At 66.2% G+C, this 19,798-nt stretch carries 23 protein-coding genes and 1 other RNA gene; 11 read left to right on the plus strand and 13 right to left on the minus strand.

The features are described 5' to 3' along the window. Nucleotides 1-101 precede the first annotated feature (101 nt). The gene (locus N5C28_RS16160) at nucleotides 102-503 is read left to right on the plus strand and encodes a hypothetical protein (protein ID WP_279823882.1); all 402 of its coding nucleotides are present in this window, start codon (nucleotides 102-104) and stop codon (nucleotides 501-503) included. Nucleotides 504-545: 42 nt separating this feature from the next. Here the strand turns inward: N5C28_RS16160 and N5C28_RS16165 are convergent, their stop codons facing one another. Then, complete coding sequence (locus tag N5C28_RS16165; RefSeq protein ID WP_279823884.1) at nucleotides 546-1,304, minus strand: sulfite exporter TauE/SafE family protein; 759 nt, start codon at nucleotides 1,302-1,304, stop codon at nucleotides 546-548. Further along, nucleotides 1,301-1,660, minus strand: coding sequence for an antibiotic biosynthesis monooxygenase (locus N5C28_RS16170; protein ID WP_279823886.1), 360 nt, complete (start codon nucleotides 1,658-1,660; stop codon nucleotides 1,301-1,303). The genes N5C28_RS16165 and N5C28_RS16170 overlap by 4 nt, the downstream gene beginning before the upstream one ends. Before the next feature lie 83 nt (nucleotides 1,661-1,743). Here N5C28_RS16170 and N5C28_RS16175 point away from each other — a divergent pair, with 83 nt between their 5' ends. Then, nucleotides 1,744-2,433, plus strand: a complete 690-nt coding sequence (locus tag N5C28_RS16175; RefSeq protein ID WP_279823887.1) for a helix-turn-helix transcriptional regulator — start codon at nucleotides 1,744-1,746, stop codon at nucleotides 2,431-2,433. A 157-nt stretch (nucleotides 2,434-2,590) separates the two neighbouring features. On the opposite strand, the gene N5C28_RS16180 is transcribed toward N5C28_RS16175, so the two are convergent. The 5 genes from N5C28_RS16180 to oscA form a co-directional block, all read right to left on the minus strand. Further along, nucleotides 2,591-3,592, minus strand: coding sequence for a sulfate ABC transporter ATP-binding protein (locus N5C28_RS16180; protein ID WP_279823888.1), 1,002 nt, complete (start codon nucleotides 3,590-3,592; stop codon nucleotides 2,591-2,593). Between the two features lie 60 nt (nucleotides 3,593-3,652). After that, nucleotides 3,653-4,516, minus strand: coding sequence for a sulfate ABC transporter permease subunit CysW (cysW, locus tag N5C28_RS16185; RefSeq protein ID WP_279823890.1), 864 nt, complete (start codon nucleotides 4,514-4,516; stop codon nucleotides 3,653-3,655). Nucleotides 4,517-4,526: 10 nt separating this feature from the next. Next, entirely contained in the window at nucleotides 4,527-5,339 is an 813-nt protein-coding gene (gene cysT, locus N5C28_RS16190) for a sulfate ABC transporter permease subunit CysT (protein WP_279823891.1), read from the minus strand. 78 nt (nucleotides 5,340-5,417) lie between these two features. Then, the gene (locus tag N5C28_RS16195) at nucleotides 5,418-6,419 is read right to left on the minus strand and encodes a sulfate ABC transporter substrate-binding protein (RefSeq protein ID WP_279823892.1); all 1,002 of its coding nucleotides are present in this window, start codon (nucleotides 6,417-6,419) and stop codon (nucleotides 5,418-5,420) included. A gap of 167 nt (nucleotides 6,420-6,586) precedes the next feature. After that, nucleotides 6,587-6,769: a sulfur starvation response protein OscA gene (gene oscA, locus N5C28_RS16200; RefSeq protein WP_279823893.1), complete on the minus strand. Its 183-nt coding sequence runs from the start codon at nucleotides 6,767-6,769 to the stop codon at nucleotides 6,587-6,589. Between the two features lie 260 nt (nucleotides 6,770-7,029). On the opposite strand from oscA, the gene N5C28_RS16205 reads away from it, so the two are divergent. Both N5C28_RS16205 and N5C28_RS16210 read left to right on the plus strand, forming a co-directional pair. Continuing rightward, entirely contained in the window at nucleotides 7,030-7,611 is a 582-nt protein-coding gene (locus tag N5C28_RS16205) for an alpha/beta hydrolase (protein ID WP_279823894.1), read from the plus strand. Between the two features lie 60 nt (nucleotides 7,612-7,671). Beyond that, nucleotides 7,672-8,502, plus strand: a complete 831-nt coding sequence (locus tag N5C28_RS16210) for a sigma 54-interacting transcriptional regulator (protein ID WP_279823896.1) — start codon at nucleotides 7,672-7,674, stop codon at nucleotides 8,500-8,502. A 3-nt stretch (nucleotides 8,503-8,505) separates the two neighbouring features. On the opposite strand, the gene N5C28_RS16215 is transcribed toward N5C28_RS16210, so the two are convergent. Beyond that, complete coding sequence (locus N5C28_RS16215; RefSeq protein WP_279823897.1) at nucleotides 8,506-9,483, minus strand: NADPH:quinone oxidoreductase family protein; 978 nt, start codon at nucleotides 9,481-9,483, stop codon at nucleotides 8,506-8,508. Between the two features lie 185 nt (nucleotides 9,484-9,668). Between N5C28_RS16215 and N5C28_RS16220 the strand changes: the two genes are divergently transcribed. Beyond that, nucleotides 9,669-10,082 carry a flagellar basal body-associated protein FliL gene (locus N5C28_RS16220; RefSeq protein WP_279823899.1) on the plus strand — a complete coding sequence of 138 codons (414 nt, stop codon included), beginning with the start codon at nucleotides 9,669-9,671 and terminating at the stop codon, nucleotides 10,080-10,082. Nucleotides 10,083-10,102: 20 nt separating this feature from the next. On the opposite strand, the gene N5C28_RS16225 is transcribed toward N5C28_RS16220, so the two are convergent. The 5 genes from N5C28_RS16225 to N5C28_RS16245 all read right to left on the minus strand — a co-directional run bounded on the left by N5C28_RS16225 (nucleotide 10,103) and on the right by N5C28_RS16245 (nucleotide 12,305). Then, a complete protein-coding gene (locus tag N5C28_RS16225) occupies nucleotides 10,103-10,552 on the minus strand; it encodes an EVE domain-containing protein (RefSeq protein WP_279823900.1) in 450 nt (149 codons plus the stop codon). A 375-nt stretch (nucleotides 10,553-10,927) separates the two neighbouring features. Then, nucleotides 10,928-11,524, minus strand: a complete 597-nt coding sequence (locus N5C28_RS16230) for a 5-formyltetrahydrofolate cyclo-ligase (protein ID WP_279823902.1) — start codon at nucleotides 11,522-11,524, stop codon at nucleotides 10,928-10,930. A 49-nt stretch (nucleotides 11,525-11,573) separates the two neighbouring features. Then, nucleotides 11,574-11,752: non-coding RNA, 6S RNA (gene ssrS / locus N5C28_RS16235), on the minus strand. Nucleotides 11,753-11,784: 32 nt separating this feature from the next. Then, entirely contained in the window at nucleotides 11,785-12,099 is a 315-nt protein-coding gene (locus tag N5C28_RS16240) for a cell division protein ZapA (protein ID WP_279823904.1), read from the minus strand. Beyond that, a complete protein-coding gene (locus tag N5C28_RS16245) occupies nucleotides 12,096-12,305 on the minus strand; it encodes a TIGR02449 family protein (protein WP_279823905.1) in 210 nt (69 codons plus the stop codon). Before N5C28_RS16245 ends, N5C28_RS16240 begins: the two co-directional genes overlap by 4 nt. 146 nt (nucleotides 12,306-12,451) lie before the next feature. Here N5C28_RS16245 and N5C28_RS16250 point away from each other — a divergent pair, with 146 nt between their 5' ends. The 6 genes from N5C28_RS16250 (at nucleotide 12,452) to N5C28_RS16275 (ending at nucleotide 19,667) form a co-directional block, all read left to right on the plus strand. Continuing rightward, nucleotides 12,452-13,006, plus strand: a complete 555-nt coding sequence (locus tag N5C28_RS16250; RefSeq protein ID WP_279823906.1) for a YecA family protein — start codon at nucleotides 12,452-12,454, stop codon at nucleotides 13,004-13,006. A 37-nt stretch (nucleotides 13,007-13,043) separates the two neighbouring features. Beyond that, nucleotides 13,044-14,378 carry a Xaa-Pro aminopeptidase gene (gene pepP, locus N5C28_RS16255; RefSeq protein ID WP_279823908.1) on the plus strand — a complete coding sequence of 445 codons (1,335 nt, stop codon included), beginning with the start codon at nucleotides 13,044-13,046 and terminating at the stop codon, nucleotides 14,376-14,378. Nucleotides 14,379-14,382: 4 nt separating this feature from the next. Next, nucleotides 14,383-15,567, plus strand: a complete 1,185-nt coding sequence (ubiH, locus tag N5C28_RS16260) for a 2-octaprenyl-6-methoxyphenyl hydroxylase (RefSeq protein WP_279823910.1) — start codon at nucleotides 14,383-14,385, stop codon at nucleotides 15,565-15,567. A 31-nt stretch (nucleotides 15,568-15,598) separates the two neighbouring features. Beyond that, the gene (locus N5C28_RS16265) at nucleotides 15,599-16,816 is read left to right on the plus strand and encodes a 2-octaprenyl-3-methyl-6-methoxy-1,4-benzoquinol hydroxylase (protein WP_279824115.1); all 1,218 of its coding nucleotides are present in this window, start codon (nucleotides 15,599-15,601) and stop codon (nucleotides 16,814-16,816) included. A 110-nt stretch (nucleotides 16,817-16,926) separates the two neighbouring features. Further along, nucleotides 16,927-17,928 carry an extracellular solute-binding protein gene (locus N5C28_RS16270; RefSeq protein WP_279823912.1) on the plus strand — a complete coding sequence of 334 codons (1,002 nt, stop codon included), beginning with the start codon at nucleotides 16,927-16,929 and terminating at the stop codon, nucleotides 17,926-17,928. Between the two features lie 122 nt (nucleotides 17,929-18,050). Next, nucleotides 18,051-19,667: an iron ABC transporter permease gene (locus N5C28_RS16275; protein WP_279823914.1), complete on the plus strand. Its 1,617-nt coding sequence runs from the start codon at nucleotides 18,051-18,053 to the stop codon at nucleotides 19,665-19,667. Nucleotides 19,668-19,798: the final 131 nt, after the last annotated feature.

The raw sequence follows: 19,798 nt of genomic DNA on the forward strand, positions 1-19,798 counted from the left end.
GCGTCATGCCGGCCATTACCTGGCAGGTAATCGACGCCCGTCAGCGCCGGATCGATTCTAGGACCACGCACCAATCCCGGTGCCGAGCCAGGAGAAACATCATGAGCCACGTGCAACCTTCCCCGCTGCTGCGCAATGCCCTGTTGGCCGACGGTCTGCTGGGTATCTCCACCGGCCTGCTGCTGGTACTGAGCGCCAACTGGCTGGTCGGTTTCCTCGACCTGCCGCGTCTGCTGCTGATGGCCAGCGCGCTGATCCTGCTGCCCCTGGGCGGCCTGCTGTTCTGGCTGTCGCGCCAGCCGCAGTTGCATCGCCTGGCGGTGTGGGCGGTGATCACCCTGAACACCCTGTGGGTGATCGAAAGCGTGATGCTGCTGGTGCTCGGCTGGGTCAGCCCGAACCTGTTCGGTTACGTGTTCATCATCGGCCAGGCCGTGGTGGTAGGGCTGCTGGCCGAGCTGCAGTGGTTCGGCCTGCGCCAGTCCCGCGCGGTCGCGCTGTGAGGGGTGGCAAGGCGGGAGGGTTGCCCTCCCGCCGGCCCCGGTTCAGAAACCGCCGCGCAGCGCCAGGTCGGCACCGAGCAGCAGCAGGCCGATGAAGAACCAGCGTTTGAAGCGCTCCGGGCTGATGCGCTTGCGCAGCCACTGGCCGCCGGCCATGCCCAGCAGGGCGGGCAGCAGGGCCAGGGCTGACATGCCGAGGACCGCCGGCTGCAGCAGCTCGCCGCTGTGGCCCAGGCTCACCGCCAGGGCCAGGGTGGAGACGGTGAAGGAAATACCGAGCGCCTGCACCAGGTCGTCCTTCTCCAGGCCGATGGCCTGCAGGTAGGGCACCGCCGGGATCACGAATACCCCGGTCAGGGCGGTGATCGCCCCCGTTACGGCACCGATCAGCGGCGCCAGCCACTGCTCATGGGCTGGGGCCACGTGAAAGCGGATCGAGGCCAGGCCGAGCACCGCATACACCAGCAGGGCGACACCGAGCCAGCGGGTGGCCTGGGGCATGTCGGCGCTCTGCACCAGCAACCCCATGAGCAGCGTGCCGATCACGATGCCCACCAGCATCGGCCACAGGCGGCGCAGCATGGGCAGCGGGCTGCGGCCATCGGCGAGCTGCCAGATGTTGGTCACCAGCGACGGCACGATCAGCAAGGCAGCCGCCTGCATGGGCGTCATCACCAGACCGAGCAGGCCCACCGCGATGGTGGGCAGGCCCAGGCCCACCACGCCCTTGACCATGCCGGCGAGCAGGAAGGTGAAGAGGATCAGCGGCAGGTAACCGGCAAGGCTGTCGAAGGTGATCATGCAAGGGGCTCCGAGCGGTGAATGAGCAGGCTGTCCGTGGGCGCCTGGTCGCGTGAGTGCATGCCGTAGTCGCGCAGCACACTGGCGATACGCAGGCGGTAGTCGCTGAACAGGTGGCTGCGGCCGGCGGCCTGCGCCTGGCGGTGCGTTTCCTGCTGGCGCCAGGCGGCGATGGCCGCTTCGTCGCGCCAGAACGACAGGGACAGCACCTTGCCCGGATTCGTCAGGCTCTGGAAGCGTTCGATGGCAATAAAGCCGTCGCGCCCCGCCAACAAGGGGGTCAGGGCGGCGGCGAGGTCCAGGTAGGCGTGCTGCTGGTCGGGGCAGGCCTGGGCTTCGAAGATCACGGCGAGCATGGTCTCTCCTTGGGTGGCACGTGATGGATTTCGCTGCCAGTATCGTCAGCGTACGACCACCATGTTTCGTCGTGGAGTGAACTATGGAATACAGCCCTGGCATCAGCTCCGTTGCCGCTCTGCTCGCCGACCCCGGCCGTGCCGCCATGGTCTGGGCCCTGATGGATGGCAGCGCGCGCCCGGCGGGGGAGCTGGCCTTGCTGGCCGGCCTGTCGCCGTCATCGGCCAGCGCGCACCTGGCCAAGCTCACCGAAGGCGGCCTGCTGGTGCAGCAGAGCCACGGCCGTAACCGCTACTACGCGCTCGCAGGCCCCGAGGTGGGGCAGGCGGTGGAGGCGCTGGCCGGTGCGGCGCTCGCCACCCTGCCGCGCAAGAGCCGCGTGGTGCCGGCCTCTCGCGGCACGCCGATGGCCATGCGCGAGGCGCGCACCTGTTACGACCACCTGGCCGGCGAGCTGGCAGTGGGGGTGTTCGAACGGATGAGCGCCGCCGGCTGGCTGGCGCAGGATGGCAAACGGGTGACCATCACCGACGCCGGTACCCAGGGCCTGCAGGCCTTGGGCATCGACGTACCGGCCGTGGCGCAACGGCGCCGGCAACTGGCCTGTGCCTGCCCGGACTGGAGCGAACGCAAGCCGCACCTGGGCGGCGCGATTGGCGCGGCGTTGCTGCTGCGCTGCAAGGAAGCGGGCTGGGTGCGGCCGTCGAACAGCTCGCGGGCGTTGCATGTGTCGCCCGAAGGACGGCAGGTGATCGGCGCGATTGCGCAGTAGCTATAGCGGGGAGCCGAGCGGAATCGCTGGCGGTGGAACGCAGAAGGGGCTTCAACGGCGATGAAACTCGCGGCTGAAGCCCTCCCACAACACGAGCCGGCGCGTGGGAGGGGCTTTAGCCGCGAGCGGTCAGAGCCCTTCCCTCGACTAAACGCAATCAGCCCTGGGTGGTGGGCTGGGCGACCGGCTGACCCGCCTTGGGTTTGAAGTACAGCGTGGCGCCGCGGCTGAGGTTGTCCAGGCTGAGGTGATCCTTGGCCACTTCGGCTTCGATCAGCTCGTCCTGGCCTTCGACCTTGAGGGTCACCCGGGTGATGGCGCCCAGCGGGCGGATGTCGCGCACTTCGGCGGCCTGGTGATCGTCCTGCGGTTCGGCGGACAGGTGCACTTCGTGCGGGCGGAACAGCACGTGGTGGTCGTCGCCGACGTACAGGCGATTGGCGTCACCCAGGAAGTGGTAGACGAAATCGCTGGCCGGCTTCTCGTAGACTTCCGCCGGCGAGCCGATCTGCTCGACCACGCCCTTATTCATCACCACGATGCGGTCGGCCACTTCCATGGCTTCTTCCTGGTCGTGGGTCACGAACACCGAGGTCAGGTGCACTTCTTCGTGCAGGCGGGCCAGCCAGCGGCGCAGTTCCTTGCGCACCTTGGCATCGAGGGCGCCGAAGGGTTCGTCGAGCAGCAGCACTTTCGGTTCCACCGCCAGGGCGCGGGCCAGGGCGATACGCTGGCGCTGGCCACCGGAGAGCTGCTCCGGGTAGCGGTCGGACAGCCAGTCGAGCTGCACCAGGTCCAGCAGGTCGTGGACCTTCTTCTTGATCACGTTTTCGTTCGGGCGCTCGCCTTTTGGCTTCATGCGCAGGCCGAAGGCGACGTTGTCGAACACGGTCATGTGGCGGAACAGGGCGTAGTGCTGGAACACGAAGCCGACCTTGCGGTCGCGCACGTCGTGCTCGGAGACGTCTTCGCCGTGGAACACGATGTTGCCGGTGTCCGGGGTTTCCAGGCCGGCGATGATGCGCAGCAGCGTGGTCTTGCCGCAGCCGGACGGGCCGAGCAGTGCCACCAGCTCGCCGCTGTTGATGTTCAGGTTGATGTCGTTGAGCGCCTTGAACTGGCCAAAGTGCTTGTTGATGCCTTGAACTTCGATACTCATGGTTTTACCTGCTGATCTCGTATTACCGGGGGCTGCGTCAGGCGCAGCCGGCGGAATGAATCAATCGTCCTTGTTGGCCTTGAGCTGCCGGCTCAGGCGCGCTTCGCTCCACTGGCGAAGCAGCAACACGACCAGGGCCATGACCAGCAACAGAATGGCCACGCTGAACGCGGCGACGATGTTGTACTCGTTGTAGAGAATTTCGATGTGCAGTGGCAGCGTGTTGGTGTAACCGCGGATGTGGCCGGACACCACCGACACCGCCCCGAACTCACCCATCGCCCGCGCCGTGCAGAGCACCACGCCGTAAATCAGCGCCCATTTTACGTTAGGCAGCGTGACATGCCAGAACATCTGCCAGCCATTGGCGCCGAGCAGGCGTGCGGCCTCTTCTTCGGTGGTGCCCTGTTCCTCCATCAGGGGGATCAGTTCGCGCGCCACGAAGGGGAAGGTCACGAAGATGGTCGCCAGGACGATACCCGGCACGGCATAGATGATCTGCAGGTTCTGGTCCTGCAGGTAGGGCGCCAGTTTGCTCTGGGCACCGAACAGCAGCACGTAGATCAGGCCGGCGACCACCGGCGAGACCGAGAACGGCATGTCGATCAGGGTCACCAGGATGCTCTTGCCGCGGAATTCGAACTTGGTCACCGACCAGGCGGCGGCCACGCCGAACACTAGGTTCAGCGGTACCGAGATGGCCGTGGCCAAAAGAGTCAGCTTCAGGGCGGAAATGGCATCCGGCTCGCGGATCGCCTCCCAGAAGAACTCCAGGCCACGGCTCAGGCCCTGGGTGACGACGATGTACAGCGGCAGCAGCAGGATCACCGCGAACACGGCCCAGGCCACCACGATCAGGGCGATGGCGCCGGGGGAGCGGCGCACCGGGCGCGCCGTGTTCTTGCCAAGGGTTGCAAGGCTCATGACGGGCTCCTCAGAGTTGCGGCTGGATGCGGCGCTGCAGGATGTTGATCAGCAGCAGCAGGATGAACGAGACCACGAGCATGATCACGCCGATGGCGGTGGCGCCCGGGTAGTCGTACTGGTCCAGCTTGGAGACGATCAGCAGCGGCAGGATCTCGGTGCGCAACGGGATGTTGCCGGCGATGAACACCACCGAGCCGTACTCGCCGACGCCACGGGCGAAGGCCAGGGCGAAACCGGTGAGCCAGGCGGGCAGCAGGCTCGGCAGCAGCACGTGCCAGAACACCTGCAGCGGCTTGGCGCCCAGGCAGGCGGCGGCTTCTTCGACTTCCTTGGGGATGTCGGCCAATACCGGCTGCAGGGTGCGCACCACGAACGGCAGGGTCACGAACACCAGGGCCAGGGTGATGCCCAGCGGGGTGTAGGCGATCTTGAACGGGAACAGCGAACCGATCAGGCCATTGGGCGCGTACAGCGCGGTCAGGGCGATACCGGCCACCGCGGTCGGCAGGGCGAACGGCATGTCCACCATGGCATCGATGAGGCGCCGGCCCGGGAAGGTGTAGCGCACCAGGACCCAGGCAATGACGGTGCCGAGGATGCCGTTGAGCAGCGCCGCCGCCAGGGCGGTGCCGAACGACAGCTTGAGGGAGAACAGCACCTGACGGTTGGTGATCAGGTTCCACCACTGATCCAGCGTCAGCTGCAGGGAATAGAGGAACATGGCACCCAGCGGGATCAGTACGATCAGCGCCAGGTAGGTGATCGTGTAGCCCAGAGTCAGCCCGAAGCCGGGTATGACCGAGGAGGTTCGACGAGACATGGGGAGTCCTTTTGTACAGGTCCGCAGAGCGAGGCCCCCAGCGTCGCGAGACGTGGGGGCCTGCCGATCAGTCAGGGGTTACTGGTTGATCTTCTTGAAGATGTCGTCGAACACGCCGCCGTCATCGAAGTACTTCGGTTGTGCGGCAGCCCAGCCACCGAAATCCTTGTCGATGGTGACCAGCTCCAGGTCCTTGAACTGGTCCTTGAACTCGGCGGCCACTTCGGCATTGCGGGGGCGATAGAAGTTCTTCGCGGCGATGCGCTGGCCTTCTTCGGTGTACAGGTACTGCAGGTAGGCTTCGGCGACCTTGCGGGTGCCCTTGCGGTCGACGTTCTTGTCGACCACGGCCACTGGCGGCTCGGCCAGGATGGACAGCGACGGGGTGACGATTTCCAGTTGGTCGCCGCCTTCTTCGGCCAGCGACAGGTAGGCTTCGTTCTCCCAGGCCAGCAGCACGTCGCCCAGGCCACGCTGGACGAAGCTGATGGTCGAGCCACGGGCGCCGGTGTCCAGCACCGGGGCGTGACGGTACAGCTCGGTCACGAATTCCAGGGCTTTTTCGTCGTTGCCGTACTTCTTCTTGGCGAAGGCCCAGGCGGCCAGGAAGTTCCAGCGAGCGCCGCCGGAGGTTTTCGGGTTCGGGGTGATGACTTCCACGCCATCCTTGACCAGGTCATCCCAGTCCTTGATGCCTTTCGGGTTGCCCTTGCGCACCAGGAACACGATGGTGGAGGTGTACGGGGTGCTGTTGTCGGCCAGGCGGGACTGCCATTTCGGGTCGATCAACTGCTGGTTCAGGTTGATCGCGTCGATGTCGCCGGACAGGGCCAGGGTCACCACGTCGGCCTGCAGGCCGTCGATCACCGCGCGGGCCTGTTTGCCCGAGCCACCGTGGGATTGCTGGATGGTCAGGGCTTCGTTGCCCTGGGCTTGCCAGTGGGCGTTGAAGGCCTTGTTGAATTCGACGTACAGCTCACGGGTCGGGTCGTAGGACACGTTGAGCAGGGTCTGTGCGGAAACCGGGCCGGCGACCAGGGCGCTGGCGAGGGCGGCGAGAGCGAAACGACGGATGGACATGGTGCAGCTCCTAATAGAGTCAAATTTTTGTGTTGGCGAGTAAGGTGTCGAGGATTCAGCGGCACATTCGCGGGCAACAGCTGCAGTACCGGCTAAGCGTGTTCATGGCGGTTACGGGATTCATGGTCACGCCCTCCGGTTGTCCAGTCGGGCTCATGGTCGGTCGATCAGGTGTTCTTGCCGGTGGGCGGCTGCAAACGGAATTTTTCCTTGCGCTCGATCTGCACCACCTGGCCGTTGTGTACGGTGATCTCCACCGAACCGAATTTCAGGCCATGCAGGGCACTCTGGATCTCGCGCAGGATGCTTGCTTCGTCCTGGCCTTCGAGGTTTCGCAGGGTTGCGGTCATGTTCTTGTGCTCCTTGGAATGCCCCGCTCAATGCGTTCTCGTACGGCCTGTGGCGGGTGTGGAGCGGATACTAGGCAAGTCCGAATATTCTTAAAAATACTGTTTAAGAACATTTATATTCCTTAAAATAATATGCGACGTGCTCATAAGGAGGCGTGAGCGAATTTCTTTTGTGGAATAAGCAAATGAATTCTTATTCTTTTTGATATCTCCTAGCGCTGCCTACACTGCCAGCACGCACCCTTCTGGAGACTTCGCCAATGCGCAGTGAATCGATCCGCTACCTCATCGTGCCGGGCTGGCAAGGCTCGTCCGACGAGCATTGGCAAAGCCACTGGCAACGCAGCCTGCCGAACAGCGCGCGGGTCGAGCAGGCCGACTGGCTGACGCCGCGCCGTGAAGACTGGGTGGCCGAACTGCAGCGCAGCATCGCCGCGGACCCGCGCCCGGCGATCCTCATTGCCCACAGCCTGGGTTGCATCACCGTGGCGCACTGGGCCGCGCAGGCGCCGGTGTCGCTGTTGCGCCGGGTGCGCGGGGCCCTGCTGGTCGCCCCGGCGGACGTGCAGCGTCCCAACTGCCCGGACGCCTTGCGTGGCTTCGCGCCGATCCCCACGTCATTGCTGCCCTTCGCCAGCCAGTTGGTCGGCTCGGACAACGACAGCGCCGCCAGCGCGGCCCGGGCCATCGAACTGGCCCGCGACTGGGGCAGCGATGTGGCGATTCTCAGCGGCGCCGGGCACATCAATGTCACCTCCGGCCACCAGCGCTGGGAGCAGGGTTTCGCCTACCTCTATCGCCTGCAGCACCGCATCGAACACACGCACCGCCAACGCGCCTGATTCCCATGCGGGCGCATTGATCACCGCGCTCGCTGCCTCCCGTTTTTTCCGAGAATTGCCATGACCTCTCCTGGATTCGCCGACCAGGCGCCGCTGACCTTTGCCGACACCGAACGCAGCCCGCTGAGCATCCGGGCCAAGGCGCTGGTGTTCGTCGACCCGCTGTCGCGCCGCCTGCGCGAGCAGGCCGATGCCCTGGCGCCGGGCACTCAACCGCTGCTGATCCTGGGCGAGACCGGGACCGGCAAGGAGTTGCTGGCGCGACATATCCACCGGCAGAGCGAGCGGGGCGGCCTGTTCGTCTCGGTCAGCTGTGCGGCGATCAGCCCGCAGTGGGGCGAAGCGGAATTGTTCGGGCACACGCCGGGCGCCTACCCGGGGGCGGTCAGCAGCCGGGCCGGCTGGTTCGGTTCGGCCAATGGCGGGACGCTGTACCTGGATGAGATCGCTGACCTGAACCAGGCGCAGCAGATCAAGCTGCTGGCGGCGCTGGAAACCCGCGAGGTGTACCGGGTGGGGGCCTCCCATGCGATTCCGGTGGATGTGCGGATGCTGGCGGCCAGCAGCATCGACCTGAGCCGCGCCGTGGCGGCCGGGACCTTCAACGAGCGGCTATATGCCTACCTCTGCGACGGGCAATTGCGCTTTCCCGCGTTGCGCGAGCGGGTGGGGGATATCCTGCCGCTGGCCGAATACTTTCTCGGTATCCATGCCCAGCGCCTGGGCATCGCCATTCCGGCGATCAGCCTGGCGGCGCAGCAGGTGCTGGAAGCGCACCGCTGGCCGGGCAACACCCGCGAGCTGGAAAACGTCATTCATTTTGCGCTGTTGCTGGCCGGCTCCGCCGAGATCGGCCCGCACCACCTGGATAGCCTGCCCGCAGGCGGCTGAGGGTCAGCGCACCTGCACCACCACCTTGCCCACGGCCTTGCGCTGGCCGAGGGTGTCGATGGCCTTGGCCGCCTGTTCCAGCGGGAAGGTCTGCGACACCAGTGGCTTGAGCTTGCCTTCGGCGTGCCAGGCGAACAGCTGCTGGAAGTTGGCCGCGTTGTCCTGGGGCTGGCGCTGGGCGAAGGAGCCCCAGAACACCCCGACCACTGCCGCGCCCTTGAGCAGGGTGAGGTTGACCGGCAGTTCCGGGATGCGTCCGCTGGCGAAACCCACCACCAGCAGGCGACCGTTCCAGGCGATGCTGCGGATGGCCGCGTCGAACAGGTCGCCGCCGACCGGGTCGTAGATCACGTCGGCACCCTGGCCGCCGGTCAGGCGCTTCACTTCGTCCTTGAGGCTGCTCTCGGTGTAATTGATCAGCTCGTCGGCACCGGCGGCCTTGGCGACTTCCAGTTTTTCAGCACTGCTCGCCGCGGCGATCACTTTGGCGCCCATGGCCTTGCCGATTTCCACCGCCGCCAGGCCGACGCCGCCAGAGGCGCCGAGCACCAGCAGGGTTTCGCCGGGTTGCAGGTTGGCGCGCTGCTTGAGGGCGTGCATCGAGGTGCCGTAGGTCATGCCGAAGGCGGCGGCGCTGGCGAAGTCCATCTGTGCCGGGATCGGCATCACGTTGTAGCCGGGCACCGCGACCTCTTCGGCGAAGCTGCCCCAGCCGGTCAGTGCCATGACCCGGTCGCCGACCTTCAGGTGGCTGACCTTCTCGCCCACCGCCGTGACCACGCCCGCGGCTTCACCGCCCGGGGAGAACGGGAACGGCGGCTTGAACTGATACTTGCCCTCGATGATCAGGGTGTCGGGGAAGTTGACGCCGGCCGCGTGCACCGCGAGCAGCACTTCGTTCTTCTTCGCTTCCGGGCTGGCCACCTCTTCCAGGACCAGGGTTTCGGCGGGGCCGAAGGCTTTGCACAACACGGCTTTCATCGGGGCATATCCTCTGTGGGTTATGGCCAAGCAGTGTAGGTGGGGGGCAAGGGGGGTCAACGAGCATGCCCGTGCCTGATACTCCGGCATAAGCATCGGGCTTGGGTAAGCGCGCCGCTGTGGCTATGCTAGGCGCTTTGATGGTTTGCCGTGGTCACGGCGAATCCCGGACCTACGGAGAGCCCATGCCGGTTAAAGCCCTGATTGCCCTGTTGCTTGGCCTGTCGCTGACCCTGTCGGCCCATGCGTCGGAAGACGAAGAGAAGGCCGCTGCGCCTCAGGTCATCTACCTCAGCCTGGTGCCCGCGCTGGTCGGCAACTTCGGTTCCGGCCCCAAGCTGAAGTTCTACAAGGCCGATGTGTCGCTGCGGGTGACCGGCGCCGACGTCGAAGCCAAGGTCAAGCACCACGAGCCGCTGATCCGCAACCAGCTGGTGATGCTGTTCTCCCAGCAGACCGAAGAGGGCCTGAGCGCCGCCGACTCCAAGGAGCTGCTGCGCCAGGAGGCCCTCAAGCAGGTGCAGCAGGTGCTGACCGCCGAAGAAGGCAAGCCGCTGGTCGAGGACCTGCTGTTCAACAACCTGATCCTGCAGCGCTGACCGCGCGGCGTTCCGCCCGCTCAGCGCAGGGCGAGGATCGCCGCCCACTCCTCGTCGCTCACCGGCATCACCGAGAGCCGGCTGCCTTTCTGCACCAGGGCCAGGCCTGACAGCGCGCTCTGTGCTTTCAGTTCGGCCAGGGGAATGACCGCCTTGAAGGCTTCGACGAATTCCACGTCCACCGCGCTCCATGGGTTCTTCTCGGCACTGGCCTTGGCATCGAAGTAGTGGCTGTCGGGCTGCAGCGCGGTCGGATCGGGGTAGGCCGCCTGGCTGATCCGGGCGATGCCGGCGATTCCCGGCTCGGGGCAGCTGGAGTGGTAGAAGAAGAACAGATCGCCCACCGCCATGCTGCGCACGAAGTTGCGCGCCTGGTAGTTGCGCACCCCGTCCCACCGGGCCTGGCCGAGTCGCTGCAGGTCGTGGATGGACAGTTCGTCGGGTTCGGATTTCATCAGCCAGTTAGGCATGAACTTTGCTCCATTCGCTCGGTCCGCTCAGCGGACCGATGGCCATGGGCGCCGCGGGTTACCGTTTGGCGCCAGGAATTGCAGGGTCAATGCGGCTGGCAGACAATGCCGGCCTTTGCTCCAGCCAGTGCCGCATGGCCCATAAAAACAGTCGCCGGTTCACGGCGCTCCGAATGCCTTGAAGGGGGAGGCATCCAATGAAACGCAAGCCAGACATACTGTGGGTATTGGTCGTTCTGTTCACCCTGGGCGTGGTTACCACGGGTTACACCCAGAGTCAGTGGGATCGTCCGAATCAAGCCCCGATCAACGTCTCCCAGCAGCCGTAAGTCTGCCCGAAGACGCCAGGCGCCGCATGGATCGCGGCACCAAAAATCAGTACCAGCCCCTGTCCGTCACTGTCGCCGCGAGCGGCACGTCCCAACTGGCCAGAACCAGTCGATCCACCTGCTGACACTCATGCGCCAGGCCCAATAGCGTCGGCTTGTGCCAATTTTTGCGCATGCTGCGGTAGCTCAGGCTGCGGTCATAGAAACCGCCACCCATCCCGATGCGCCCCCCAAACCGATCGAACCCGACCAGCGGCATCAGCACCAGGTCCAGGGTGCGCACGTCACGCTGCCGTGCGACGTTGCGTCGCGGCTCCGGAATTCCGAAACGGTTCGGCAGCAGGGGCTCGTTCGGGGCGATGCGCTGGAAAACCATTTTGGTGCGCGGCCAGGGCTTGAGTACCGGCAGGTAGGTGGCCTTGCCGCGACGCTGTGCCGCACGCAGGAGCAGCCGCGGATCGATTTCACCATCATTGGGCAGGTACAGGGCGATGTGCCGGGCGCGGCGAAACAGCGGGTGCTGGGCGAGCTGGCGGTAGAGACCACGGGCGGCGCGGCGCTGGGCCGGCTTGTCGAGTGCACGGCGGCGTTGGCGCAGCAGGCGACGCAGCTGAGGGCGGGAAAGGTCGCGGGTATCGAGCATGGTCGGGTGCAAGGACCGGACGCCTCAGGCGCTGCGAGCTAGGAAAGAGTGACTCCCCGACGTGCCGCTGTCGGTTTAGCCCTTGAACCCGAAAGTTCAAGGTGGAGGTTGCAGGAGGCGTTAAGGCTTTCCGTCAGGCGGACATGCACACCGGCCTCAACAGGCAACCCCCGGGTTTGTGCGTATCGGCTCAGGGACATCACCAACTGGCGCACACTTCAGGGAGCGGTCGCCAGTATAACGAATCTGATGCGCTGCGGTCAGCCCGGCTGTCTATCCGGGTCATCGGCGAGGGCATGGTCGACCCGGGCGAGCAGTTCGCGCACCTGTTCGCGGGTGGAGCCGGACTGCACGTCGATGCTCTGCTGTTTGTGCAGCATGTCGTGGGTGATGTTGAGGGCAGCCATCACGGCAACCCGGTCGGCGCCGATGACTTTGCCGCTGGAGCGGATCTCGCGCATCTTGCCGTCCAGGTAGCGCGCAGCGCTCTCCAGGTTGGCGCGCTCGTCCGGGGGGCAGGCGATGCAATATTCTTTATCGAGGATTTGTACGTTTACGGTGTTCGACTGAGTCATGAGTCCTGCTCCAGGGCTTTCAGGCGCGAAATCATGGATTCGACCTTATGCCGGGCCATTTCGTTCTTTTCGATCAGATGGGCGCGCTCTTCACGCCAGGACTTTTCACTCGCCAGGAGAAGTCGGTTATGGGCCTTGAGCTGCTCGACCCGCTGGAGCAGCAGGTCCAACTTGGTCGTAAGGGCATGCAGATCGGCGTCTTCCATGGGCTCTCGCTAAGGCAAGGAATGACCGGACTATATAGGCGCCTCCATACATGGGGTCAAACCCCCGGATGGTTTTGCCGCGTCTGCCGGTGCTAGGATACGAGGCCTCTATTCTAGTGATTGCGCCGTCTGGCGCCTAGTTATCTATGTCGACTTCCAGCTCCCCGTACACCGCTTTCGCCGCGCTGCTCGCCAGCAGTGCCAACCCCGTCTCCCCCGCTGAATTGCACGGCCTGTTGCTGGGCCGCAGCTGCGCCGGTGCCGGTTTCGATACCGACAGCTGGCTGGTGGATGCCGCCGAGCTGCTCGGTAGCGCCCCGCAGGACAGCGTGCGCCAGGCCCTGATCGGCCTGCAGGAGATGGTCAAGGGCGAGCTGTCCGGCGATGACATCGCCGTGGTTCTGCTGCTGCCCTCCGACGACGCGCCGCTGAGCGAACGCGCCGCCGCACTGGGCCAGTGGTGCCAGGGCTTCCTCGGCGGCTTCGGCCTGACGGCCCGCGACACCGCGCTCAGTGCAGAGGCCATGGAAGTGTTGCAGGATCTCTCTGCCATCTCCCAGGTGCAGAACGCCCTGGAAGAGTCGGAAGATGGCGAGAACGATTACATGGAAGTCATGGAATACCTGCGGGTCGCACCGCTGCTGCTGTTCAGCGAGTGCGCCAAGCCCGTGGCACCGGCGGCGAAACCGTCGCTGCACTGATCTTCACTCTTGCCTCTGAACTGGACCCGAGCTGCCCATGACCAGTATCTCCAAGTCGGAATACGCCCGCCGGCGCAAGGCGCTGATGGCGCAGATGGAACCGAACAGCATCGCCATCCTGCCGGCCGCACCGGTGTACATCCGCAACCGCGACGTCGAGCACATCTACCGCCAGGACAGTGACTTCCAGTACCTCTCCGGCTTCCCGGAGCCGGAAGCGGTGATCGCGCTGATCCCCGGCCGCGAGCACGGCGAGTACGTACTGTTCTGCCGCGAGCGCGACCCGGAGCGTGAACTGTGGGACGGCCTGCGGGCCGGGCAGGACGGTGCGATCAGCCAGTACGGCGCCGATGACGCGTTTCCCATCGGTGACATCGACGACATCCTGCCGGGGCTGATCGAAGGCCGCGAGCGCGTGTACTACGCCATGGGCACCAACCAGGAATTCGACCGCCACCTGATGGAGTGGATCAACGTGATCCGTTCCAAGGCCCGCCAGGGGGCGACGCCGCCCAACGAATTCGTGGCCCTCGACCACCTGCTGCACGACATGCGCCTGTACAAGTCGGCCGGTGAAGTGAAGGTGATGAAGGCCGCCGCCGAGATTTCCGCCCGTGCCCATGTGCGGGCCATGCAGGCCAGCCGCGCCGGGCTGTACGAGTACCACCTGGAAGCCGAGCTGGATTACGAGTTCCGCAAGGGCGGGGCGAAGATGCCGGCCTACGGTTCGATCGTCGCGGCCGGCAAGAACGCCTGCATCCTGCACTACCGCGAGAACGACGCGGCGTTGAAGGACGGCGACCTGGTGCTGATCGACGCCGGCTGCGAAATCGACTGCTACGCCAGCGACATCACCCGCACCTTCCCGGTCAGCGGGCGTTTTTCGCCGGAACAGAAAGCCATCTACGAGCTGGTGCTGGCCTCCCAGGAAGCCGCCTTCGAGGCCATCGGCCCCGGCAAGCACTGGAACGAAGCCCACGAGGCGACCGTGCGCGTCATCACCGCGGGCCTGGTCGAGCTGGGCCTGCTGCAGGGCGATGTCGAGACCCTGGTCGCCAGCGAGGCCTACAAGCCCTTCTACATGCACCGTGCCGGCCACTGGCTGGGCATGGACGTGCACGACGTCGGCGACTACAAGGTCGGCGGCGAGTGGCGCGTGCTGGAAGTGGGCATGGCCATGACGGTGGAGCCGGGCATCTACATTGCTGTGGACAACCAGAACGTGGCGAAGAAGTGGCGCGGCATCGGCGTGCGCATCGAAGACGATGTGGTGGTGACCCGCAGCGGCTGCGAGATCCTCACCTCCGGCGTACCGAAGACCGTGGCCGAGATCGAAGCCCTGATGGCGGCGGCACGGAACGAGGCGGCCTGATCCCATGCAACGGGTGAATATCGCGATTATCGGCGGCGGCCTGGTGGGCGCCAGCCTGGCCCTGGCCCTGCAGGAGCATGCCAGGAAGGTCGGGTGGCAGATCTGCCTGATCGAGCCCTTCGCCCCCGGTGGCGGCTACCAGCCCAGCTACGACGCGCGCTCCACGGCGCTGTCCTATGGCACGCAGCAGATCTACCAGCGCCTCGGCCTGTGGCAACACATCGCCCAGCGCGCCGAACCCATCCAGCAGATTCACGTGTCCGACCGTGGCCGTTTCGCCGCGGCGCGCCTGAACGCCATGCAGGAAGGCGTCCCCGCCCTGGGCTACGTGGTGGAGAACGCCTGGATCGGCGAGTGCCTGTGGCAGGCCCTGGACCGTGACGTGGTGATCTGGCGCACCCCGGCCGAAGTGGTGCGCCTGGATGCCCTGGCCGATGGCTACCAACTGACCCTGAGCGACGAATCGAGCCTGACCTGCGACCTGGCGATCCTGGCCGATGGCGGGCGTTCGACCCTGCGCGAGCAACTGGGCATCGGCGTCAAGCACACGCCCTATGGGCAGAGTGCGCTGATCGCCAACGTCAGCCCGCAGGAAGCGCACCGCGGCCAGGCCTTCGAGCGCTTCACCGAAGACGGTCCGATGGCCATGCTGCCGCTGGCGGACAACCGCTGTGCGCTGGTCTGGACCCGCGCCACGACGGATGCCGATCGCCTGCTGAAAATCGACGAAGCGCAGTTCCTCGAGGAGCTGCAGTTGGCGTTCGGCTACCGCCTGGGTGCGCTGCGCCAGGTCGGTGCCCGTCACCTGTACCCGCTCGCCCTGATCGAAGCCTGCGAGCAGGTGCGACCGAACCTGGTGGTGCTCGGCAACGCCGCCCACAGCCTGCACCCGATCGCCGGGCAGGGCTACAACCTGGCCTTGCGCGACACCCTGGCGCTGGCCGAAGTGCTGCTGGACAGCGAGGCGCCACTCGGTGACTTCGCCACCCTGCAAGGCTATGTCCAGCGTCAACAACTCGATCAGCAGATGACCGTAGGATTCTCCGACCAGGTCACCCGCCTGTTCAGCACGGCCGAGCCCGTGCTGGCCGCCGGGCGCAACCTGGGGCTGCTCGGCCTGGACCTGCTGCCACCGGCCAAGCGCTGGTTTGCGCGCCAGGCCATGGGCCTTGGCACCCGGCCTCTGTGATGGACGCCGGCTTCACCTGGAAGGAAGCATGATGGACGCGGATCTGATCATCGTCGGCGCAGGCATGGTGGGGAGCACCCTGGCCCTGGCGCTGAAGGACAGCGGGCTGAACATTCTGGTGCTCGATGGCGGGCCGCTCAGTGTCCAGCCGTTCGACCACGACGCGTCCTTCGAGCCGCGGGTCAGTGCGCTGTCGGCCGCCAGCCAGCGCGTGCTGGAGCGTCTGGACGTGTGGCCCGGCGTGGTCGCGCGGCGCAGCAGCCCCTACGGCGAGATGCAGGTGTGGGACGGCTCCGGTACCGGCCAGATTCACTTCAATGCCGCCAGCGTGCACGCCGACACCCTCGGCCACATCATCGAAAACCGCGTGGTGCAGGATGCCCTGCTCGAACGCCTGCACGACAGCGACGTGGGCCTGATGGCCAATGCGCGCCTGGAGCAACTGCGCCGCAGTGGCGACGACTGGTTGCTGACCCTCAACGATGGCCGCCAGCTGCGCACCCGCCTGCTGGTGGCCGCCGATGGCGCCAACTCGGCAGTGCGCCGCCTGGCTGGTTGCGCGACCCGGGAGTGGGATTACCTGCACCACGCCATCGTCACCAGCGTGCGCTGCGAGCGGCCGCACAAGGCCACGGCCTGGCAGCGTTTCACCGATGAGGGCCCGCTGGCCTTCCTGCCGCTGGTGGGCGCCGAGGGCGAGCACTGGTGCTCGATCGTCTGGTCCACCACGCCGGCTCGGGCCGAGCACCTGATGGCCCTGGACGACGACGCCTTCTGCGCCGAACTGGGCGTCGACTTCGAACACCGCCTGGGCAAGGTGCTGCATGCCGACCGCCGCCTGTGCATTCCGCTGCGCCAGCGCCACGCCAAGCGTTACGTCGAAGAAGGCCTGGCGCTGATCGGCGACGCCGCGCACACCATTCACCCGCTGGCCGGGCAGGGCGTCAACCTGGGCTTCCTGGACGCGGCGGTGCTGGCCGATGTGTTGCTGCATGCCCACGAACGTGGCGAGAACCTGGCCGAAGAGCGCGTGCTGAGCCGCTTCGAGCGCCGCCGCATGCCGCATAACCTGGCGATGATGGCCGCGATGGAAGGCTTCGAGCGGCTGTTCCAGGCCGACCCGTTGCCCCTGCGCTGGCTGCGCAATGCCGGCCTGAATCTTGTGGATGACCTGCCGGAAGCCAAGGCCCTGTTCGTGCGCCAGGCCCTGGGGCTGACCGGCGACCTGCCGGAACTGGCGCGGGCCTGATCGGCGTCTGCCTGCGGCAAATGCCCGCCGGTGACAGAGAGTGGTTGAGGTGCCAAATGCTATTCACTACCATTTGGCGCCTCTTCTTCCTGTAGACCCAGAGGCCAATCATGCAGGCAAGCACGCGTCTGATCGCTGCTCTCTCCCTCACGGCGCTGTCCGGCGCTGTCCAGGCCGCCGACGAAGTGGTGGTGTATTCCTCCCGTATCGATGAGCTGATCAAGCCGGTGTTCGATGCCTACACCGCCAAGACCGGTGTGCAGGTGAAGTTCATCACCGACAAGGAAGCGCCGCTGATTGCCCGCCTCAAGGCCGAAGGGGCGAATACTCCGGCCGACATGCTGATCACCGTCGATGCCGGCAACCTCTGGCAGGCCGAGCAGGAAGGCGTGCTGCAGCCGACGAAGTCCGCCGTGATCGACGCCAACATCCCGCCCCAGTACCGCTCCAGCACCGACAGCTGGACCGGCCTGTCGCTGCGCGCACGGACCATTTTCTATTCCACCGAGCGGGTCGACCCGAACGAGCTGTCGACCTACGAAGCCCTGGCTGACAAGCACTGGGAAGGCCGCTTGTGCCTGCGCACCAGCAAGAAGGTCTACAACCAGTCGCTGACCGCCACCCTGATCGAAACCCACGGCGCGCAGAAGACCGAGGAAATCCTCCAGGGCTGGGTGAACAACCTGGCCACCGACGTGTTCGCCGACGACAACGCGGTGCTGCAGGCCATCGACGCCGGCCAGTGCGACGTGGGCATCACCAACACCTATTACTACGGCCGCATGCACAAGGCGCAGCCGGACCTGAAGGTCAAACCCTTCTGGCCGAACCAGAACGACCGCGGCGTGCACGTCAACCTGGCCGGTGCCGGGGTGACCAAGCACGCCCCCCATGCCGAACAGGCGCGCAAGCTGCTGGAGTGGATGACCACCCCGGAAGCCCAGAGCATCTTCGCCGGCGTCAACCAGGAGTTCCCGGCCAACCCGCAGGTCGCGCCGTCCGAGGAAGTCGCCGCGTGGGGCACCTTCAAGGCCGACTCCATCGCCACCGAGGTGGCCGGCAAGCGCCAGGCCGAAGCCACCATGCTGATGGACCGCGCCGGCTGGTACTGAGCCGCGTGTGAGCCGCTGCGCCTCACTGCGCAGCGGCCCGCCGACCCGAGCGGTCGCTGCCGTTATACTGCGACGCCCCGATTGCCCCGGGGCGTCGTCCTTTCTGCCGTCGAGGATTCTGCGTGGCCCATCCTGCCCAGCGCCGCTGGTACCCCCTGGCGTTCGCCATCGCCGCCCTGGTGCTGTTGCCACTGAGCGTGCTGCTGTTCAGCTGGCACGACATCGACCGGCAGATCTGGGCGCACCTGTGGCAGACCCAGATGCTGCGCCTGATCGGCAACACCGTGACGCTGGTGCTCGGCGTGGGTATCGGCGTGACGGTCCTGGGCGTCAGCCTGGCCTGGCTCACCAGCCTTTGCGAATTCCCTGGCCGGCGCTGGCTGGACTGGGCGCTGATGCTGCCGTTCGCCATCCCGGCCTACGTGCTGGCGTTCGTTTTCGTCGGCCTGCTGGACTTCTCCGGCCCGGTGCAAAGCGTGCTGCGTGAGTGGTTCGGCAGCGGGGTGCGCCTGCCCCGGGTGCGCTCCACCGGCGGGGTGATCACGGTGCTGGTGCTGGTGTTCTACCCCTACGTCTACCTGCTGGCGCGCAACGCCTTCCTGGCCCAGGGCAAGGGCCTGATGGAAGCGGCGCGGGTGCTCGGGCTCAATCCCTGGCAGGCGTTCTGGCGTGTGGCCTTGCCGGTGGCGCGCCCGGCCATCGGCGCCGGCCTGGCCCTGGCGATCATGGAAACCCTGGCCGATTTCGGCGCGGTCTCGGTGTTCAACTACGACACCTTCACCACGGCGATCTACAAGACCTGGTACAGCTTCTACAGCTTGACCAGCGCAACCCAGCTGGCCAGCCTGCTGCTGCTCGCGGTGGTGCTGGTGCTCTACGGCGAGCGGCGTGCGCGCGGCGCGGTGCGCCCGGTCAGTGAGCGGCCCCGGGGCAAGGCGCTGTACCACCTGACCGGGGCCAAGGCCTGGGCCGCATCCGGCTGGTGCGGCCTGGTGTTCGCCTGCGCCTTCGTGATCCCCATGCTGCAACTGCTGGTGTGGTTCTGGCAGCGCGGCCGCTTCGACCTCGACGAGCGCTACACCGCGCTGATCCTGCACACCCTCTACCTCGGCGCGATGGCCGCGCTGATCACCGTCAGCGTGGGGCTGCTGCTGGCCTTCGCCCGACGCCTGACGCCGACCCGGGTGATGCGCTCCACGGTGGGTGTGGCCAACCTGGGCTATGCGCTGCCGGGCTCGGTGCTGGCCGTGGCGATCATGCTGGCCTTCAGTTACCTCGACCGCGAGCTGGTGATCCCGCTGTCCGGCTGGCTGGGCGGGGCGGGCAAGCCGCTGTTGCTGGGCAGCGTGGCGGCGTTGCTGCTGGCCTACCTGATCCGCTTCCTGGCGGTGGCCTACGGGCCGCTGGAAAACAGCCTGGCGCGGGTCCGCCCGTCGCTGCCCGAGGCCTCGCGCAGCCTGGGCGTCGGCGGGGTCGGCCTGTTCTTCCGGGTCTACCTGCCGCTGCTGGTGCCTGGCGTGCTGTCGGCGGCGCTGCTGGTGTTCGTCGATGTGCTCAAGGAAATGCCCGCCACCCTGCTGATGCGGCCGTTCGGCTGGGACACCCTGGCGGTGCGTATCTTCGAGATGACCAGCGAAGGTGAGTGGGCGCGTGCGGCGCTGCCGGCCCTGACCCTGGTGCTGGTCGGGCTGCTGCCGGTGATCCTGTTGATCCGCCGTTCCGCCCGGCGCTTCGGTTAGCACGCCGCATTGCCGCGGGTTTGCTGGCCCATGACCACGGCCAGATGACCCGCCCCTACCTTGCGGCTACAATGCGCGCCATTCGCCGCGGTCCGTCATTCAGACCGGGGGCGTGAAATCCCCTGAAGGGC

Origin of the sequence: Pseudomonas sp. GD03944 (genome assembly GCF_029839275.1) — a bacterium.
In the GTDB taxonomy this organism is placed as follows: Bacteria; Pseudomonadota; Gammaproteobacteria; order Pseudomonadales; family Pseudomonadaceae; genus Aquipseudomonas.

What these genes read in the sequence shown, in the direction of transcription:
- N5C28_RS16220 (WP_279823899.1), top strand. Translation starts at nt 9,669, where the DNA reads ATGCCGGTTAAAGCCCTGATTGCCCTGTTGCTTGGCCTGTCGCTGACC.
- N5C28_RS16160 (WP_279823882.1), top strand. Translation starts at nt 102, where the DNA reads ATGAGCCACGTGCAACCTTCCCCGCTGCTGCGCAATGCCCTGTTGGCC.
- cysT (WP_279823891.1), bottom strand. Translation starts at nt 5,339, where the DNA reads ATGTCTCGTCGAACCTCCTCGGTCATACCCGGCTTCGGGCTGACTCTG.
- N5C28_RS16215 (WP_279823897.1), bottom strand. Translation starts at nt 9,483, where the DNA reads ATGAAAGCCGTGTTGTGCAAAGCCTTCGGCCCCGCCGAAACCCTGGTC.
- N5C28_RS16245 (WP_279823905.1), bottom strand. Translation starts at nt 12,305, where the DNA reads ATGGAAGACGCCGATCTGCATGCCCTTACGACCAAGTTGGACCTGCTG.
- oscA (WP_279823893.1), bottom strand. Translation starts at nt 6,769, where the DNA reads ATGACCGCAACCCTGCGAAACCTCGAAGGCCAGGACGAAGCAAGCATC.
- pepP (WP_279823908.1), top strand. Translation starts at nt 13,044, where the DNA reads ATGACCAGTATCTCCAAGTCGGAATACGCCCGCCGGCGCAAGGCGCTG.
- N5C28_RS16225 (WP_279823900.1), bottom strand. Translation starts at nt 10,552, where the DNA reads ATGCCTAACTGGCTGATGAAATCCGAACCCGACGAACTGTCCATCCAC.
- N5C28_RS16180 (WP_279823888.1), bottom strand. Translation starts at nt 3,592, where the DNA reads ATGAGTATCGAAGTTCAAGGCATCAACAAGCACTTTGGCCAGTTCAAG.
- N5C28_RS16210 (WP_279823896.1), top strand. Translation starts at nt 7,672, where the DNA reads ATGACCTCTCCTGGATTCGCCGACCAGGCGCCGCTGACCTTTGCCGAC.
- N5C28_RS16230 (WP_279823902.1), bottom strand. Translation starts at nt 11,524, where the DNA reads ATGCTCGATACCCGCGACCTTTCCCGCCCTCAGCTGCGTCGCCTGCTG.
- ubiH (WP_279823910.1), top strand. Translation starts at nt 14,383, where the DNA reads ATGCAACGGGTGAATATCGCGATTATCGGCGGCGGCCTGGTGGGCGCC.
- N5C28_RS16175 (WP_279823887.1), top strand. Translation starts at nt 1,744, where the DNA reads ATGGAATACAGCCCTGGCATCAGCTCCGTTGCCGCTCTGCTCGCCGAC.
- N5C28_RS16250 (WP_279823906.1), top strand. Translation starts at nt 12,452, where the DNA reads ATGTCGACTTCCAGCTCCCCGTACACCGCTTTCGCCGCGCTGCTCGCC.
- cysW (WP_279823890.1), bottom strand. Translation starts at nt 4,516, where the DNA reads ATGAGCCTTGCAACCCTTGGCAAGAACACGGCGCGCCCGGTGCGCCGC.
- N5C28_RS16170 (WP_279823886.1), bottom strand. Translation starts at nt 1,660, where the DNA reads ATGCTCGCCGTGATCTTCGAAGCCCAGGCCTGCCCCGACCAGCAGCAC.
- N5C28_RS16165 (WP_279823884.1), bottom strand. Translation starts at nt 1,304, where the DNA reads ATGATCACCTTCGACAGCCTTGCCGGTTACCTGCCGCTGATCCTCTTC.
- N5C28_RS16240 (WP_279823904.1), bottom strand. Translation starts at nt 12,099, where the DNA reads ATGACTCAGTCGAACACCGTAAACGTACAAATCCTCGATAAAGAATAT.
- N5C28_RS16270 (WP_279823912.1), top strand. Translation starts at nt 16,927, where the DNA reads ATGCAGGCAAGCACGCGTCTGATCGCTGCTCTCTCCCTCACGGCGCTG.
- N5C28_RS16265 (WP_279824115.1), top strand. Translation starts at nt 15,599, where the DNA reads ATGGACGCGGATCTGATCATCGTCGGCGCAGGCATGGTGGGGAGCACC.
- N5C28_RS16195 (WP_279823892.1), bottom strand. Translation starts at nt 6,419, where the DNA reads ATGTCCATCCGTCGTTTCGCTCTCGCCGCCCTCGCCAGCGCCCTGGTC.
- N5C28_RS16205 (WP_279823894.1), top strand. Translation starts at nt 7,030, where the DNA reads ATGCGCAGTGAATCGATCCGCTACCTCATCGTGCCGGGCTGGCAAGGC.